The sequence below is a fragment of the Agrobacterium sp. RAC06 genome, from assembly GCF_001713475.1.
GTDB lineage: Bacteria > Pseudomonadota > Alphaproteobacteria > Rhizobiales > Rhizobiaceae > Allorhizobium.
The window spans coordinates 2897674-2914113 of sequence record NZ_CP016499.1; the positions used below are offsets into that span (position 1 = coordinate 2897674).

The following is a 16440-nucleotide window of genomic DNA, read 5'->3' on the forward strand; positions in this document are numbered from 1 at the left end:
CGGATACTCCCATGATCCTCTTTCCCGCCATCGACCTCAAGGACGGCCAGTGCGTACGCCTCAAGCTTGGTGATATGGACCAGGCGACCGTTTACAATCCCGATCCGGCCGCTCAGGCGCGCGCTTTCGAAGACCAGGGCTTCGAATGGCTGCATGTCGTCGACTTGAACGGCGCCTTTGCCGGTGAAAGCGTCAATGGCGCTGCCGTCGATGCAATCCTGAAGGCCACGAAGAACCCGGTACAGCTCGGCGGCGGCATCCGCACGCTCGACCACATCGAGAGCTGGCTGTCGCGTGGGCTGTCGAGGGTGATCCTGGGTACGGTTGCCGTGCGTGATCCGGCGCTTGTCATCGACGCCTGCAAGCGCTTCCCCGGCAAGGTCGCCGTCGGCATCGATGCCAAGGGCGGCAAGGTTGCCGTCGAGGGCTGGGCGGAAGCTTCCGAACTCGGCGTAATCGAACTCGCAGAGCGCTTCGAAGGCGCCGGTGTCGCGGCGATCATCTATACCGACATCGACCGCGACGGGATCCTGACCGGGATCAACTGGGCCTCGACGCTGGAGCTGGCCGCTGCCGTTTCGATCCCGGTGATTGCGTCGGGCGGTCTCGCCTCGATCGAAGATATCAAGCGTATGCTTGAACCTGATGCGAAGAAGCTCGAAGGTGCGATTTCCGGGCGCGCGCTTTATGATGGGCGCATCGACGCAGCAGAGGCGCTGGCGCTTATCAAGGCTGCGAGAGGCTGAGGACAAGACCATGACACTCAAGGCCCGCGTGATCCCCTGCCTCGACGTCAAGGACGGCCGCGTCGTCAAGGGCGTCAACTTCGTCGATCTGATCGATGCCGGTGATCCGGTCGAGGCGGCCAAGGCCTACGATGCAGCCGGCGCCGACGAGCTCTGCTTCCTCGACATCACCGCATCCTCGGACAATCGTGACACGATCTTCGACGTGGTCGCCCAGACGGCCGATCATTGCTTCATGCCGCTGACGGTCGGTGGTGGCGTTCGCGCCGTTGCCGATATCCGCAAGCTGCTGCTTTGCGGCGCCGACAAGGTGTCGATCAATTCGGCAGCGGTGAAGAACCCCGATTTTGTCGCGGAAGCCGCCGACAAGTTCGGCAACCAGTGCATCGTCGTGTCGATCGATGCGAAGAAGGTTTCAGCTGCGGGCGAAACGGATCGCTGGGAGATCTTCACCCATGGCGGACGCCAGCCGACCGGGATCGATGCGGTGGAATTCGCGGTGAAGATGGTCGAGCGCGGGGCCGGCGAACTTCTGGTCACGTCCATGGACCGGGATGGCACCAAGAGCGGCTACGATATCGGCCTCACCCGCACGATCGCCGACAGCGTTCGCGTCCCCGTCATCGCCTCGGGCGGCGTTGGCAATCTGGACGATCTGGTCGCGGGTATTCGCGATGGGCATGCGACCGCCGTGCTTGCCGCCTCGATCTTCCACTTCGGCACCTATTCGATTGCAGAGGCGAAGGCCCATATGGCCGCAGCCGGCATCGCCATGCGTCTCGACTGACGCGGAAGGACCCGTGATGAGCAGTTTCACCCTTGCCGATCTCGAAGTCATTGTAGATAGCCGGGCCCAGGCGGATCCAAGCCAATCCTGGACGGCAAAACTCGTGGCAGGCGGCCAGGACAAGGCTGCAAAAAAGCTCGGCGAAGAGGCGATCGAGGCTGTGATGGCCGCGGTCAGGCAAGACCGCGAGAACCTCGTCTACGAGAGCGCGGACCTCCTTTATCACCTGATGGTCGTATTGAAAATTGCGGACATCCCTTTACAAGCAGTAATGCAGGAACTTGAGCGCCGCACTGCTCAGACAGGCCTGAGCGAGAAGGCCAGTCGGCAGGATCCATGACGATAGCTATGCGGGACCCCGAAACGCCAGACGTCCTCGACCATTTCCAGGCGAACGGCTATTCCCCCTATCACTTCTTCGATTCCGAAGAATGGGCGCATTTCCGCGCCGATACGCCGCTGACCCTGACAGCTGACGAGGTTCACCGGCTCCGCTCGATCGATGATCCGATCGATCTCAATGAAGTCCGGCGGATCTATCTGTCGCTCTCGCGCCTGTTGTCTTCACATGTAGAATCCTCGCAGCTGTTGTTCGAGCAGCGCAACCGCTTCCTCAGCCTTTCCGACGTCTTCAAGACGCCGTTTGTGATCGGCATTGCCGGATCCGTTGCCGTGGGCAAATCGACGACCGCGCGTGTTCTGAAAGAACTTCTGGCGCGTTGGCCATCCAGCCCGAAGGTCGACCTCGTGACGACCGACGGCTTCCTGTATCCGAACGCGCATCTGGTGAAGAACGGCATCCTGAACCGCAAAGGCTTCCCGGAAAGCTACGACATCGGTGCGCTCCTGCGCTTCCTGTCGGCGATCAAGGCGGGACTGCCGAATGTCAAGGCGCCCAGCTATTCGCACTTGACCTATGACGTATTGCCGAACGAGCACCGGGTGATCGACCGTCCGGATATCCTGATCTTCGAGGGCATCAACGTCCTTCAGTCGCGCAACCTTCCGGCCGACGGCAAGATCGTGCCGATGGTCTCGGACTTCTTCGACTTCTCGATCTATATCGACGCCGATGAGAACGCGACCCACCGCTGGTATGTCGACCGCTTCATGAAACTGCGGCAGACCGCGTTCCGCGATCCTAACTCCTACTTCCATCGCTATGCTACCATCAGTGAGGACGAGGCCAAGGAGATCGCCGAGGGCCTCTGGACGAATATCAACCTGAAGAACCTCAGGGAAAACATCCTGCCGACCCGGCCACGCGCCGATCTCATCCTGCGCAAGGGTGACAATCACCTCGTCGAAACCGTGGCGCTGAGAAAACTGTAGGCGATCGATCGCCGGCTACGGATTGACCCGGCGCAGGGTCAGATTGATGCGCCCACCCGATTTCAGAAGGGTCGAGGTCCCGGGATAGATTCGATCGACCCCGTGGAAGCAGAGGCGCCCCTCCCCTCCCAGCAAGAAAACATCGCCGCTTTCCAGCTTCAGCGATTGGGTGCGATCGGTCCGTGCCAATCCCCCGATGCGAAACAGGCAGGTATTGCCGAGTGAGATCGAGAGCACCGGTGCGGCAAATTCCGATTCGTCGCGGTCCTGATGCAGGCCCATCTTGGCATCGTCGGCATAGAAATTGACGAGGCAGGCCTCCGGATCTTTCGGATAGCCTGAAAGCTCGCGCCAGAGATCAAGAAGAACGTCCGGAATTGCCGGCCATCGCTTGCCCGTCATCGGGTGGGTTGCCTGATAACGATAGCCGCGCTCCTTGTCCGTCACCCAGCCGAGCGGTCCGCAATTCGTCATCCGGACAGACATGGGCCTGCCGGAGCCAGGCATGACCGGCACGTAAAGCGGTGCATCGGTCACGACACCGCGAATGATCTCGACAAGGCTTTCCTGCTCCTCACGCGCCAGCCGGCCAGGCAGGTACCGAAGACCGGATGAAAGACTGATCTCGGCTTTCGCTGCGGCCATGCTCAATCTCCCGCCGGTTTGCCACGCATCTTCTTCACGTCCGAGCGACCGGATTTCGCCTTGAGGCGCCGTTCGATGGAGCCTTTAGTCGGCTTTGTCTTCTTGCGTGGGGGCGGTGGCGGCTTGGCGGCCTCGAGGAGCAATTCCTTCAACCGTTCCCGTGCATCTTCGCGATTGCGATCCTGGCTGCGGAAGCGGCTGGCCTCGATCATCAACACGCCTTCCTTGGACAGGCGTTTGCCGGCGAGCTTCGCGGCGTTCTGCTTCACGCGATCATTAAGCGCCGGAGATCCGAGCAGATTGAAGAAGAGCTGAACCGCAGTCGAAACCTTGTTGACGTTCTGACCGCCCGGGCCCCCGGCCAGCACGAACTGCTCCGTCAGCTCCCAGCCGGCTATCGTGATGCGGTTGTTGATCTCGAGTGGTTCGCTTGCCATGTCATCGGTCTCTTGGTCAGGCCTCCATATCGGCCGTGACCGCAGCAAAGGCAAGCCACAAGCAGAAAAGGCCCGGCAGCAAAGCTACCGGGCCTCCTTCATCTTCGGGAATTCAGTCGTTCATTCCGCCGCGAGGCGAATGCCCGGGGCCGCATCACGAACCTTGCCGTCGACATGAGCTTCGAACTTGGCGAAGTTGTCGATGAACATGCCGACCAGCTTCTTGGCCTGCGCGTCGTAGGCCGCACCATCGGCCCAAGTCGAACGCGGGTCGAGGATCTTGGTATCGACGCCATCAACGGCGACCGGAACCGCGAAACCGAAGTTCGCATCTGTGCGCATCTCGACCTTCTTCAATTCGCCGGTTAGTGCAGCGGTCAGCAGCGCGCGCGTCGCCTTGATCGGCATGCGATTACCGATCCCGTAGGCACCTCCGGTCCAGCCGGTGTTGACCAGCCAGCAATCGACTTGATGACGGGCGATCAGATCACGCAGCAGGTTGCCATATTCGGTCGGATGGCGCGGCATGAAGGGTGCGCCAAAGCATGTCGAGAAGGTCGCTTCCGGTTCGGTCACGCCCTTTTCAGTGCCGGCTACCTTTGCAGTATAGCCGGACAGGAAGTGGTACATGGCCTGTTCCGGCGTGAGCTTCGCGATCGGCGGCAACACGCCGAAGGCATCCGCCGTCAGCATGATGATCGTCTTCGGATGCGGCGCGATTCCGGTTTCCGACGCATTCGGGATGAAATGCAGCGGATAGGCGCAACGGGTGTTTTCCGTGAGCGAACCATCGTTGAAGTCGGGCACGCGGTTCTCGTCGAGAATAACGTTTTCCAGCACCGTGCCGAAACGCTTGGTCGTTGCGAAGATCTCCGGCTCGGCTTCGGCCGAGAGACGGATGGTCTTGGCGTAGCAGCCACCTTCGAAGTTGAAGATGCCGTTTTCGCCCCAGCCATGCTCATCGTCACCGACCAGTGTGCGCTTTGGATCGGCCGAGAGCGTCGTCTTGCCGGTACCGGACAGGCCGAAAAACACAGCCGCATCGCCATCGGGACCGACATTGGCCGAGCAATGCATCGGCATGACGCCCTTCGACGGCAGCAGGTAGTTCAGCACCGTGAAGACCGACTTCTTCATCTCGCCGGCGTAGGACGTGCCGCCGATGAGGACGATGCCATTGGTCAGGTCGCAGGCAATGACGGTTTCGGTGCGGCAGCCATGGCGGGCCGGATCGGCGCGGAAGCTCGGCAGATCGATGATGGTCAGCTTCGCCAGGAAACCTTCCAAGGCGTCACGCTCGGGACGAATCAGCAGATTGCGGATGAAGAGCGAGTGCCAGGCGAATTCGGTCACTACCCGCGTTGGCAAGGCGTTATCCGCGTCGGCGCCGCCGATCAGGTCCTGAACGAAAAGATCGCGGCCTTCCGCATGGGCCAGCATGTCCTGATGCAACACGGCGAAATGTTCCGGCGACATCGGCTTGTTGTTGTCCCACCAGATCTGGCCGTCGGTATTGCCGTCGCGGACGACGAACTTGTCCTTGGCAGAACGGCCGGTGTGCTGACCGGTCAGCGCACGAAGTGCACCATCTGCTGTCAGCTCCGCCTCGCCGCGACGGATCGCCTCTTCATAAAGAGCCGCTTCCAGGAAGTTGTAGCGAACGCTGGCAGCCTTCCCCAAGCCGATTTCCGAGATCCCCGCAGCCGGGTTCCTCACGCCGAATTCCTCCATGGTCCGCTTTCCTCTCACATGGGCCAGAACTTTGAATGAGCGAAACCTAAACGGCAGAGCAGTGAAATGCAAGGCAGCAGGGCAAAAAATATAATGATATCAATTATTTAATCGATTTAAAACGAAAAACACTCTTTTTAAATCGTTTAGTTCCGCTTCCATTCCGCCATCATCGGGGGCCGCGATGGACGGAAAACGGCGGACGAAACGAAATCCGCTGTCCCTGCCCCTTCCCCTCTGCCACAATTTGTTCCACCTTTATCCCCATATCGCACTGCCATGGAACCAGAGCTGGGCTGGACAGACCAGGAGCAGCGCAACGATGACGGAGACGTACCCTATGCAGACGATCGCCCTCGTGGATGACGACCGCAATATTCTGACTTCGGTTTCCATCGCACTCGAAGCGGAAGGTTATAAGGTCGAAACCTACACCGATGGCGCCTCGGCTCTTGACGGTCTTCTGGCCCGACCGCCACAGCTCGCCATCTTCGACATCAAGATGCCGCGCATGGATGGCATGGAGCTGCTGCGTCGCCTGCGCCAGAAGTCCGATATCCCGGTGATCTTCCTGACCTCGAAGGACGAGGAAATCGACGAGCTCTTCGGCTTGAAGATGGGCGCTGATGATTTCATCACCAAGCCCTTCTCGCAGCGCCTGCTGGTGGAGCGCGTGAAAGCGATCCTGCGACGGTCTGCAAGCCGCGAGAGCTTTGCTGCGGGTAACGGCCCTGCAAAGGGAAGCCCCGAGCAACAGGCCCGCACGCTGGAGCGCGGACAGCTGGTGATGGACCAGGAACGCCATACCTGCACCTGGAAGGGTGATCCGGTGACGCTGACCGTGACCGAATTCCTCATCCTGCAGTCGCTAGCGCAGCGCCCCGGCGTGGTCAAGAGCCGTGACGCCTTGATGGACGCGGCCTATGACGAGCAGGTCTATGTTGACGACCGCACGATCGACAGCCACATCAAGCGGCTGCGCAAGAAGTTCAAGATGGTCGATACCGACTTCGACATGATTGAAACGCTGTACGGTGTCGGCTACCGCTTCCGCGAAGCAGCGTAAGATCCCGCCGTAGCAGCCTTGAAGGCTGACAGGACGGGCGAAAGGCAAAGGTTTGACCCAGCAGGTTGACGAGGGACATCTGGAGGAGACGGATTCCGGCTCCGAGCAGCGTCGGCTGTTCAGCCATCCCTTCACGCTCATCCGCCGGATCTTCGGCCACGCGCTGTTTTCCAGCCTGACGCGCCGGATCGTCTTCTTCAATCTCGCCGCACTCATCGTGCTCGTCGGCGGCATCATGTATCTCAATCAGTTCCGCGAGGGACTGATCGATGCACGCGTCGAGAGCCTTCTGACGCAGGGCGAGATCATCGCGGCGGCCGTATCGGCATCTGCCTCTGTCGATACGAACTCGATCACGATCGATCCGGAGAAACTGCTCGAACTGCAGGCCGGACAGAGCATCACGCCGGTTCCGAACGACGAAGATCTCGAGTTTCCGATCAATCCGGAACGCGTGGCACCGGTTCTTCGGCGCTTGATCTCCCCGACGCGCATCCGCGCCCGCCTCTTCGACGCCGATGCCAACCTGCTGCTTGATTCGCGGCATCTCTATTCGCGCGGCCAGGTTCTGCGCTTCGACCTGCCGCCGGTCGACAATGATTCCACCAGCTTTACCGACTGGATCACTCGCCTCTTCAACACGATCCTGCAGCCCGGCAATCTGCCGGTCTATCGGGAAGCGCCTGGCGGTGACGGCTCGATCTATCCGGAGGTCATGAACGCGCTGACCGGGGTTCGCGGTGCGGTCGTCCGCGTGACCGACCAGGGGGAGCTCATCGTGTCTGTCGCAGTACCGGTACAGCGCTCCCGTGCCGTACTTGGTGTGCTGCTGCTTTCGACCCAGGCAGGCGACATCGACAAGATCGTCCATGCTGAACGCCTCGCGATCCTGCGGGTGTTCGGGGTTGCGACCCTCGTCAATATCGTTGTGTCGCTGCTCTTGTCCTCGACCATCGCCAATCCGCTGCGCCGCCTCTCGGCAGCCGCCATCCGTGTTCGCCGTGGCGCAAAGGAGCGTGAGGAAATCCCCGACTTCTCCATCCGACAGGACGAGATCGGCAACCTTTCCATCGCGCTTCGCGAAATGACGACAGCGCTCTACGATCGCATTGATGCGATCGAGAGTTTCGCTGCCGACGTCAGCCACGAGCTCAAGAACCCGCTGACCTCGCTGCGTTCGGCCGTCGAAACCCTGCCGCTCGCCAAGACAGACCAGTCCCGGCAGCGGCTTATGGATATCATCCAGCACGATGTCCGCCGTCTCGACCGTCTGATCAGCGACATCTCCGACGCCTCACGCCTCGACGCGGAACTGGCGCGCTCGGACGCAAAGCCTGTCGATCTCGGGGTGCTCGTTTCCAGCCTCGTCGACATCTCCAGGGAAATCCGCAGCGGCAAGAAGGCCGTTCAGATCGACTACGTGATCGATCAGAAACCCGGATCGAACCAGCATTTCGTCGTCCACGGGCACGACCTGCGTCTCGGACAAATCGTCACCAACCTGATCGAGAATGCACGGTCCTTCGTGCCAGAAGACAGCGGCCGGATCCTCGTCAAGCTGTCGCGCAATCGCACGCGGTGCCAGATCCAGGTGGAGGACAACGGGCCCGGCATTCAGGCCGAGGACATCGACCGCATCTTCGAACGTTTCTATACCGACCGACCAGAGGGCGAGAGCTTCGGCCAGAATTCCGGTCTCGGACTTTCGATCAGCCGACAGATCGCCGAGGCCCATGGCGGCACCCTGCGGGCCGAAAACGTCGTGGACCCGGCATCGGGCCGCATCACCGGCGCCCGCTTCGTCCTGTCCCTGCCCGTAGAAACTGCGGCATGACGGGCGAGACCCACAACATCCACGCGACGGCGATCAGCGTCGATGGTCTCGGCTTGGCATTTGTCGGGCCATCGGGCAGCGGCAAGTCGAGCCTTGCTTTCGATTGCCTCGCAGAAGCCAGGCTCGCCAATATCCCGGCTGCGCTAATCTCGGATGACCGTGTCATCATATCGCTGGAGAACGGCCAGGTCTTTGCCTCCTGCCCCGAACCGATCCGCGGTCTGATCGAACTCCGATACAGCGGTATCGTCTCCGTCGATCATGTGGACCGCGCCGAACTGAGCTATATTGTGCTGCCGGTCGGCGCGGATGAAAGACATCGGTTGCCGCCGGACGACGAGCAAGCCGAGCTTATCGCGGGACTTAGCCTTCCGGTCGTCAGGGTGCCGATGTGGAGCCGTTTTCCACTCAGCCTGATCTTGGCGCGTATTCGAAGCCTTGCAGCGAACCGGCAATTTACACGCTGATTTGGCTTGCACTTCCCGCTTTGATCGACAAGATGGCGTCCTACTGATGGACGAAACGCCAATCTTGAGCTATTTGGCGAGAGTTGCGCTAAGGGGCAGTAGAGAATGATCGGACTTGTGCTTGTCACGCATGGCAAGCTGGCTGAAGAGTTTCACCACGCGGTGGAGCACGTCGTAGGCCCACAAAAATGCATCGAGACCGTCTCGATCGGCCCCGAAGATGACATGGATCAGCGTCGTCAGGACATTCTTGATGCCGTGTCACGTGCCGATGATGGCCATGGCGTAATCATCCTCACCGACATGTTCGGTGGTACGCCCTCGAACCTCGCGATCTCCGTGATGAACACCGGCCGGATCGAAGTGATCGCCGGGGTCAATCTGCCGATGCTGATCAAGCTTGCCGGCGTTCGCGGCGACAACGACATGGATCGCGCCCTCGTCGAGGCCTCCGAGGCTGGGCGCAAGTACATCAATGTTGCAAGCCGCGTATTGAGTGGCAAATGACTGCGATGGCCGACCCGATCTCCCGCGATCTTTTGATCATCAACAAGCGTGGCCTGCATGCGCGCGCCTCCGCCAAATTCGTACAGACCGTCAGCGGCTTCGATGCGAGCGTCAGCGTCTCCAAGGATGGAACGACTGTCGGCGGCACCTCGATCATGGGTTTGATGATGCTGGCGGCAAGCCCGGGGTGCTCGATCTGCGTCTCGGCTTCGGGCAGTCAGGCCGAGGACGTCATGAACGCACTTGCCGCCCTGGTCGCGGACCGCTTTGGTGAAGAGATGTAAAGCATCGCGACATAAAGACATAAAGACTTCTTTATGTCAGATTGCGTTTGATGCGGTTCCCTGCTAGAAGACGACCAGCCCTGCAGCCAGATCTGCGGGAGAGCCAGTTAATCCATCCGCCATGAGATGCGGATCGGGTCGGATCCAGCCGGAGAATCCCATGAGCAAACATGACTATGTGATCGCTGATATCGGTCTTGCCGATTTCGGCCGCAAGGAAATCAGCATCGCTGAAACCGAAATGCCGGGCCTGATGGCCTGCCGCGAAGAATTCGGCGCGAGCCAGCCGCTGAAGGGTGCACGGATCACCGGTTCGCTGCATATGACGATCCAGACCGCTGTTCTGATCGAAACGCTCGTCGCGCTCGGTGCCGATGTCCGCTGGGCATCCTGCAACATCTTCTCGACCCAGGACCACGCCGCTGCAGCGATCGCCGCTGCCGGCATCCCGGTCTTTGCGATCAAGGGCGAGTCGCTCACCGATTACTGGGAATACACCGACAAGATCTTCCAGTGGACCGACGGCGGCTTCTCCAACATGATCCTCGATGATGGCGGCGATGCCACCATGTACATCCTGCTCGGCGCCCGCGCAGAAGCCGGCGAGGACGTTCTTTCCAATCCGCAGTCGGAAGAAGAAGAAATCCTGGTTGCGCAGATCAAGAAGCGTCTCGCCGCTTCGCCTGGCTGGTTCACCAAGCAGCGCGATGCGATCAAGGGTGTCACCGAAGAAACCACCACCGGCGTGCATCGCCTTTATGAACTCGCCAAGAAGGGCCTCCTCCCCTTCCCGGCCATCAACGTCAACGACTCGGTCACCAAGTCGAAGTTCGACAACAAGTATGGCTGCAAGGAATCGCTGGTCGACGGCATTCGCCGCGGTACCGACGTGATGATGGCCGGCAAGGTCGCTGTCGTCTGCGGTTACGGCGACGTCGGCAAGGGTTCGGCCGCCTCGCTGCGCGGCGCCGGCGCCCGCGTCAAGGTGACGGAAGTCGATCCGATCTGCGCCCTGCAGGCCGCCATGGACGGCTTTGAAGTGGTCACGCTGGAAGACGTGGTCTCCTCGGCCGACATCTTCATCACCACGACCGGCAACAAGGACGTCATCCGCATCGAGCATATGCGCGAGATGAAGGACATGGCGATCGTCGGCAATATCGGCCACTTCGACAACGAAATTCAGGTCGCTTCTCTGAAGAACCTGCGTTGGACGAACATCAAGCCGCAGGTCGACATGATCGAGTTCCCGAAGGGCAACCGCATGATCCTGCTGTCTGAGGGTCGTCTCTTGAACCTCGGAAATGCAACGGGTCACCCGTCCTTCGTGATGTCTGCGTCGTTCACCAACCAGGTTCTCGGCCAGATCGAACTCTTCGCCAAGACCGACGAGTACAAGCCGGGCGTCTACGTCCTGCCGAAGCACCTCGACGAAAAGGTCGCTCGCCTGCACCTCGAAAAGCTCGGCGTGAAGCTGACGACGCTCTCGGACGAACAGGCCGCCTATATCGGAGTCACGGCGCAGGGTCCGTTCAAGGCAGAGCACTACCGCTATTAAAATATAGCTGGATAATATCTACATCTAGTGGGCGGCGCCTTGACAAAGGCGCCGCCTTCTTTTTTAGGGCCCGGCCTTCCCGACCCTTCCCATCAAAGGTATTGTTTTAGAACTTGATTCGTGAACTGCACGAGCGGTCCGCGGATACGGATGTCTTGTCGACGATGCGGCACATAATAAGACGGAGACAGACCGAGAATGTCGGTAAATCAACGCGCCCCGCGTCAGCGGGATACGGCTATGACGGCCGGTTTTCCAAGCCTCTGGCGGCCAGTTTCTGAGCGAAAAAACGGGATGCTCCACGAGCTGTCCCATCGTCCCGCCTTGGCGCTGAGAAGGCGTGTTCTGGCTTGCGGAAGTGCGCTCGCGAGCCTGTTTGCTCCGGGCCTTGCGTATGCGCAGGCGACGACCGCCATGCGCGGCTTCAACAGCATCGACGTCGCCGGATATGCGGTGCTTCTCGGTTCGGTTTCGGCCGCCCTGATCTTCGCGGCTGTTCTCTTGCGTCAACGCAACAAACTCGATGGCGAAGTGCGCGAACTGCGCTCCGCCTATTCGGACAGTCAGCAGAAGATCTCACGCTATCAGACGCTGATTGCCGACAAGAATCGCCGCACGGTGATCTGGGACGGTCACAACGGCCGCGCCGAGCTTCTCGGACAGCTCCCGGCGGAGACGGGTGCTCCCCAGCAGGATCCGGACTTTCTGGCGTTCGGACGCTGGCTGAAGCCTCATTCCGCCAGTGAGGTGGAGCACGCAATCGAGGCACTCCGGCTGAACGCCAAGACTTTCGATCTCGTGGTCGAGACCCAGCGCGGAGACGTTTTGGAGGTTCAGGGCAACCTCTACGGTGGCCGCGCCTATGCGCATTTCGTGGCGCTGGACAATCTGCGTGCAGAACTCGCTGAACTCAAGATCGAACGCAACCGGTTGCGAAGCTCGATCGCGACCTTCGAATCGCTGCTCGATTCGATCGAACAGCCGGTCTGGCAGCGGGATGGCGACGGGCGTCTCGTCTGGGTGAACCAGGCCTATAGCGATGCCGTCGAATCCACGTCACCGCAACAGGCGGTGCAGGAAGGACGCGAGATCCTGGGCACTCTGACGCGTGAGAAGATCAAGGCTTCCGCAACGCCGGAATCACCGTTCCACGATACCGTTTCGACCGCCGTCCGCGGCGCACGCACCTTCTTCGACGTCGTCGATGTGCGGGGGCCTGGCGGCTCCTGCGGCATGGCAATCGACGTCTCCTCCTCCGAGACACTCAGGGAGGAACTTGCGCGGACCCTCAAGAGCCATGCCGATACGCTCGATCATCTCGCGACCCCGGTTGCGATCTTCGACGCTGATCGCCGCCTGCAGTTCTACAATCAGGCTTTCCTCCAGCTATGGGGTCTCGAGACCAAGTTCCTTGAAAGCCGACCGGATCATGCCGAACTGCTCGACCGCTTGCGCGCCGCGCACAAGCTGCCGGAGCAGCTGAGCTGGAAAGCCTGGAAGGACAATTGCCTTTCTGTCTATCGGGCGCTCGAAACCCAGACCGACCTATGGCATCTGCCCAACGGCCAGACGCTGCGCGTGATCGCCTCGGCTCACCCGCAGGGCGGCGCGACCTGGGTCTTTGAAAACCTGACCGAACAATTCAATCTGGAAACCCGCTACAATACGCTGGTCCAGGTGCAGGGCGAAACCATCGACCATCTGTCGGAGGGTGTTGCCGTTTTCGGGCCCGATGGCCGGATTCAGCTCTCCAACCCCGCCTTCCGGGCACTCTGGGGCATCACCGAGACCCAGGCGGCGGTCGGCACGCATATCCGGCTGCTCGAAGCCGCCTGTGCGCCGTCCTATGACAAGCCGGACGGCTGGAAAGCCTACGGCAAGATGATCACCAGCTTCGAGGACGAACGTCCTTCCAGCCAGGGGACGCTCGAACTCTATTCCGGCCTCGTCCTCGACTATGCCGTGACGCCACTGCCCAACGCACAGACCATGCTGACCTTCGTCAACATGACGGACAGCGTCCGGGCGGAACGGGCCTTGAAGGAGAAGAATGAAGCGCTGCGGAAGGCCGACGAGCTGAAGAACGATTTCGTCCAGCACGTCTCCTACGAACTTCGCTCGCCGCTCACCAACATCATCGGCTTCACCGATCTTCTGAAGACACCGACGATCGGTCCGCTCAACGAGCGGCAGGCCGAATACATCGATCATATTTCGACGTCGTCGTCCGTCCTCCTGACCATCGTCAACGACATCCTAGATCTCGCGACCGTGGATGCCGGGATCATGCAGCTCGACTATTCAGAGATCGATCTGAGCGACCTGCTCGACGATGTCTCCATGCAGATGACCGATCGGCTCCAGGAGAGCAGCGTGACGCTGGAGATTGCTGCCCCTGCCCAGCTCGGCCACCTGATCGCAGACCGGCAGCGGTTGAAGCAGATCCTCATCAAGATCCTGACGAACGCCGTCAATTTCGCACCCGAAGGCAGCGTGGTTTCCATGAAATGCTGGCGCGACGGCACCGACTTCTCGTTCTCGGTGACTGACAGTGGCTGCGGCATGAGCGCCGATCTCCTGTCCTCGGCCTTCGATCGATTTTCGACGAGCGCCAAGGGTGGCAAGCGCAGCGGACCGGGCCTTGGTCTGTCGATCGTCCAGAGCTTCGTCAATCTCCACAAGGGAGACGTCAAGATCGAGAGCGAGCCAGGTCAGGGTACCACGGTTCATTGCCGCATCCCCAATGCCAGCATACCGCAGATGATCGCCGCCGCAGAATGAACTCCGAGCCGTCCACGCTTGTCGTTCACCTCGCCGATGATGCCGCCACGGCACTGTTCGGCGAGGATCTGTTGCTGGCACTTCAGGTCGGCGATTGTGTCGCGCTGGACGGCGATCTCGGGGCCGGCAAATCGAGTTTGAGCCGGGCATTCATACGCGCCCTGGCCGATGATCCCGATCTCGAAGTGCCCAGCCCGACGTTCACGCTGGTTCAGAATTATGAACTCAGTATTCCCGTTGCCCACTTCGACCTGTACCGGCTCTCCGATCCGAGCGAACTGGATGAACTGGGGCTGGAAGAAGCCTTGGCCGATGGCATATGCCTCGTCGAGTGGCCGGACAAGGCAGGCCGCGCGCTTCCTAGAACCCGGATCGAGATCGAGTTTCAATTCGCGTCCGATGGCGGGCGAAACCTGGTAATCCGCGCGCCAGAGGCAAAACTGGCTCGGCTTCGGCGCGTGGATGAAATCCGCCGCTTCCTGAAGAGATGCGGATACGGAGATGCCCATCGACGGCATTTGACGGGCGACGCTTCCAACCGGGCCTATGAGCACGTCTATCCTGCCGACGGCAGTGCCCGCCTCGTCCTGATGGATGCGCCCAGGCGGCCGAACGGTCCGCCGATCCGGGACGGCAAGCCCTATTCGCAGCTCGTGCATCTGGCCGAGGATGTGCGTCCCTTCGTGGCCATCGGACAGGCGCTGCGCGAGCGCGGCTTTGCCGCTCCCGAAGTCCTGGAACAGGATCTCGACGCAGGTCTGTTGCTTCTCGAAGATCTCGGCGAAGGCGGTGTTCTCGACGAACAGGGAAAGCCGATCGCTGACCGCTACCGTGCCAGTGCGGCTTGTCTGGCCGCCATTCATGACACGCCCTTCGATCGGGAGATCGTCATTGCGGGCGGGCATAAACACGTCATTCCCGATTTCGATCGCGCGGCGATGAAGTTCGAGGTGGAGCTGCTTCTTGACTGGCACCTGCCCTGGAAACGCAAGGGGCAACAGGCGACAGCGGAAGAACGTGCCAGCTATCTCGCCATCTGGGACCAACTGATCGACGAACTGGCGGGCTCCGATACGTCCATCGTCATGCGTGACTTCCACTCGCCCAACATCATCTGGCGCGAAGACCGCGAAGGGCATGACCGGGTCGGCCTTATCGATTTCCAGGATGCGATGATTGGCTCCTCGGCCTATGATCTCGTCTCGCTGATCCAGGATGCGCGGGTGACGATCGAGCGGCCGCTGATGGATCAGCTGATGGCAGACTATCTTTCGGCACGCGCCAGGAAAGCGGATTTCAACGAAGCCGCATTCCTGAAGAGCTGGGCGATCATGTCGGCGCAGCGCGCCTGCAAGCTGAACGGGCTCTGGGTGCGCCTCAAGGACCGGGACGGCAAGCCGGGCTATATGCGCCATCTGCCGCGGACCCTTTGGCATCTCAACGTGGCTTTTGAGCATCCTGTTCTGGCCCCCTTGCGGAACTGGTGCATAGAGGCTGGAATCGAGCTTCCCGAATCACCGGCCTGAGCAAATGATCATCAAGCAAGCCATGGTGCTCGCGGCCGGACTCGGTACGCGGATGCGCCCCATTACAGAGACGACCCCGAAGCCGCTGGTTCAGATCGGCGGAAAGCCGATGATCGACTATGTGCTCGACGCGCTTGTTGAGGCGGGCGTCGAGACGGTCGTGGTCAATGTGCATCACCATGCCGATCAGATGGAGGCCCATCTCGCCGGGGAGACACGGGCCGAGATCCGGATCTCCGACGAACGGGAGCGGTTGATGGATTCGGGCGGTGGTCTGGCCAAGGGCCTCAAGCTGCTCGACCAGGACCAGCCGGCACTCGTCATGAATGCCGACCTGTTCTGGGTCGGAGAACGGGATGATGAGCCGCGCAATCTTGTCCGGCTGGCGCAACAGTTCGATCCCTCCCGGATGGACATTGCGATGCTCTGTGTCGAGCAGGAACGGACCACGGGCCATAACGGCAAGAATGATTTCTCGATGGCGGATGACGGCAAGCTCACCCGCTATGTCTCGGGCGCACCGAACCCGGTCGTCTATGCCGGGGCCTTAGCGCTGATGCCGCATCTCTTCGACGATGCGCCGGATGGCCCCTTCAACCTCAACATCTATTTCGATCGTGCGATTGCCGCCTGTCGGCTATTCGGTACGGACCTTAATGGACAGTGGCTGACCGTTGGCACACCCGACGCGATCGCGCCTGCCGAAGCCGTGGTGGCCCGCTACGGCAGGGGCCTTTGA

General features: G+C 60.7%; 16 protein-coding genes. 13 read left to right on the top strand and 3 right to left on the bottom strand.

The annotated features are described in order from the left end of the window. Positions 1 to 11: 11 nt before the first annotated feature. From hisA to coaA, 4 genes are read left to right on the top strand one after another with little or no spacing between them, the layout of a single operon-like run. Positions 12 to 746: a 1-(5-phosphoribosyl)-5-[(5-phosphoribosylamino)methylideneamino]imidazole-4-carboxamide isomerase gene (hisA, locus tag BSY240_RS13985; RefSeq protein ID WP_069042710.1), complete on the top strand. Its 735-nt coding sequence runs from the start codon at positions 12 to 14 to the stop codon at positions 744 to 746. A 10-nt stretch (positions 747 to 756) separates the two neighbouring features. Then, a complete protein-coding gene (hisF, locus tag BSY240_RS13990) occupies positions 757 to 1533 on the top strand; it encodes an imidazole glycerol phosphate synthase subunit HisF (protein WP_069042711.1) in 777 nt (258 codons plus the stop codon). A 16-nt stretch (positions 1534 to 1549) separates the two neighbouring features. Further along, a complete protein-coding gene (locus BSY240_RS13995) occupies positions 1550 to 1873 on the top strand; it encodes a phosphoribosyl-ATP diphosphatase (RefSeq protein ID WP_069042712.1) in 324 nt (107 codons plus the stop codon). Continuing rightward, positions 1870 to 2865 (top strand): type I pantothenate kinase, encoded by a 996-nt coding sequence (gene coaA, locus BSY240_RS14000; RefSeq protein WP_054149983.1) that lies wholly within the window; start codon positions 1870 to 1872, stop codon positions 2863 to 2865. Before BSY240_RS13995 ends, coaA begins: the two co-directional genes overlap by 4 nt. A gap of 15 nt (positions 2866 to 2880) precedes the next feature. Here the strand turns inward: coaA and BSY240_RS14005 are convergent, their stop codons facing one another. The 3 genes from BSY240_RS14005 to BSY240_RS14015 all read right to left on the bottom strand — a co-directional run bounded on the left by BSY240_RS14005 (position 2881) and on the right by BSY240_RS14015 (position 5678). Beyond that, positions 2881 to 3510, bottom strand: coding sequence for an alpha-ketoglutarate-dependent dioxygenase AlkB family protein (locus BSY240_RS14005; RefSeq protein WP_069042713.1), 630 nt, complete (start codon positions 3508 to 3510; stop codon positions 2881 to 2883). A gap of 2 nt (positions 3511 to 3512) precedes the next feature. Beyond that, on the bottom strand, positions 3513 to 3947 hold the full coding sequence (gene arfB, locus BSY240_RS14010) for an alternative ribosome rescue aminoacyl-tRNA hydrolase ArfB (RefSeq protein WP_069042714.1): 435 nt from the start codon (positions 3945 to 3947) through the stop codon (positions 3513 to 3515). A gap of 120 nt (positions 3948 to 4067) precedes the next feature. Next, entirely contained in the window at positions 4068 to 5678 is a 1611-nt protein-coding gene (locus BSY240_RS14015; protein ID WP_069042715.1) for a phosphoenolpyruvate carboxykinase, read from the bottom strand. A 340-nt stretch (positions 5679 to 6018) separates the two neighbouring features. On the opposite strand from BSY240_RS14015, the gene BSY240_RS14020 reads away from it, so the two are divergent. From BSY240_RS14020 to BSY240_RS14060, 9 genes are all read left to right on the top strand, one after another. Beyond that, the gene (locus BSY240_RS14020; RefSeq protein ID WP_006724182.1) at positions 6019 to 6744 is read left to right on the top strand and encodes a response regulator transcription factor; all 726 of its coding nucleotides are present in this window, start codon (positions 6019 to 6021) and stop codon (positions 6742 to 6744) included. A 52-nt stretch (positions 6745 to 6796) separates the two neighbouring features. Continuing rightward, complete coding sequence (locus tag BSY240_RS14025) at positions 6797 to 8578, top strand: sensor histidine kinase (protein WP_054149987.1); 1782 nt, start codon at positions 6797 to 6799, stop codon at positions 8576 to 8578. Next, a complete protein-coding gene (locus BSY240_RS14030) occupies positions 8575 to 9045 on the top strand; it encodes an HPr kinase/phosphorylase (protein ID WP_054149988.1) in 471 nt (156 codons plus the stop codon). The genes BSY240_RS14025 and BSY240_RS14030 overlap by 4 nt, the downstream gene beginning before the upstream one ends. Positions 9046 to 9150: 105 nt before the next feature. Continuing rightward, entirely contained in the window at positions 9151 to 9552 is a 402-nt protein-coding gene (locus tag BSY240_RS14035; protein WP_006724185.1) for a PTS sugar transporter subunit IIA, read from the top strand. Continuing rightward, on the top strand, positions 9549 to 9836 hold the full coding sequence (locus BSY240_RS14040) for an HPr family phosphocarrier protein (protein ID WP_054149989.1): 288 nt from the start codon (positions 9549 to 9551) through the stop codon (positions 9834 to 9836). Before BSY240_RS14035 ends, BSY240_RS14040 begins: the two co-directional genes overlap by 4 nt. 160 nt (positions 9837 to 9996) lie before the next feature. Continuing rightward, positions 9997 to 11394, top strand: a complete 1398-nt coding sequence (gene ahcY / locus BSY240_RS14045) for an adenosylhomocysteinase (RefSeq protein ID WP_054149990.1) — start codon at positions 9997 to 9999, stop codon at positions 11392 to 11394. 240 nt (positions 11395 to 11634) lie between these two features. Next, a complete protein-coding gene (locus BSY240_RS14050) occupies positions 11635 to 14175 on the top strand; it encodes a sensor histidine kinase (protein ID WP_069042716.1) in 2541 nt (846 codons plus the stop codon). Beyond that, positions 14172 to 15701: a tRNA (adenosine(37)-N6)-threonylcarbamoyltransferase complex ATPase subunit type 1 TsaE gene (tsaE, locus tag BSY240_RS14055; RefSeq protein ID WP_069042717.1), complete on the top strand. Its 1530-nt coding sequence runs from the start codon at positions 14172 to 14174 to the stop codon at positions 15699 to 15701. The genes BSY240_RS14050 and tsaE overlap by 4 nt, the downstream gene beginning before the upstream one ends. 4 nt (positions 15702 to 15705) lie before the next feature. Next, positions 15706 to 16440, top strand: coding sequence for a nucleotidyltransferase family protein (locus BSY240_RS14060; RefSeq protein ID WP_069042718.1), 735 nt, complete (start codon positions 15706 to 15708; stop codon positions 16438 to 16440).

Coding starts and splice junctions, on each gene's coding strand:
- hisA (WP_069042710.1), top strand. CDS start 12: ATGATCCTCTTTCCCGCCATCGACCTCAAGGACGGCCAGTGCGTACGC.
- BSY240_RS14050 (WP_069042716.1), top strand. CDS start 11,635: ATGACGGCCGGTTTTCCAAGCCTCTGGCGGCCAGTTTCTGAGCGAAAA.
- hisF (WP_069042711.1), top strand. CDS start 757: ATGACACTCAAGGCCCGCGTGATCCCCTGCCTCGACGTCAAGGACGGC.
- BSY240_RS14020 (WP_006724182.1), top strand. CDS start 6,019: ATGCAGACGATCGCCCTCGTGGATGACGACCGCAATATTCTGACTTCG.
- BSY240_RS14005 (WP_069042713.1), bottom strand. CDS start 3,510: ATGGCCGCAGCGAAAGCCGAGATCAGTCTTTCATCCGGTCTTCGGTAC.
- coaA (WP_054149983.1), top strand. CDS start 1,870: ATGACGATAGCTATGCGGGACCCCGAAACGCCAGACGTCCTCGACCAT.
- BSY240_RS14040 (WP_054149989.1), top strand. CDS start 9,549: ATGACTGCGATGGCCGACCCGATCTCCCGCGATCTTTTGATCATCAAC.
- BSY240_RS14035 (WP_006724185.1), top strand. CDS start 9,151: ATGATCGGACTTGTGCTTGTCACGCATGGCAAGCTGGCTGAAGAGTTT.
- BSY240_RS14015 (WP_069042715.1), bottom strand. CDS start 5,678: ATGGAGGAATTCGGCGTGAGGAACCCGGCTGCGGGGATCTCGGAAATC.
- arfB (WP_069042714.1), bottom strand. CDS start 3,947: ATGGCAAGCGAACCACTCGAGATCAACAACCGCATCACGATAGCCGGC.
- tsaE (WP_069042717.1), top strand. CDS start 14,172: ATGAACTCCGAGCCGTCCACGCTTGTCGTTCACCTCGCCGATGATGCC.
- BSY240_RS14060 (WP_069042718.1), top strand. CDS start 15,706: ATGATCATCAAGCAAGCCATGGTGCTCGCGGCCGGACTCGGTACGCGG.
- ahcY (WP_054149990.1), top strand. CDS start 9,997: ATGAGCAAACATGACTATGTGATCGCTGATATCGGTCTTGCCGATTTC.
- BSY240_RS14030 (WP_054149988.1), top strand. CDS start 8,575: ATGACGGGCGAGACCCACAACATCCACGCGACGGCGATCAGCGTCGAT.
- BSY240_RS13995 (WP_069042712.1), top strand. CDS start 1,550: ATGAGCAGTTTCACCCTTGCCGATCTCGAAGTCATTGTAGATAGCCGG.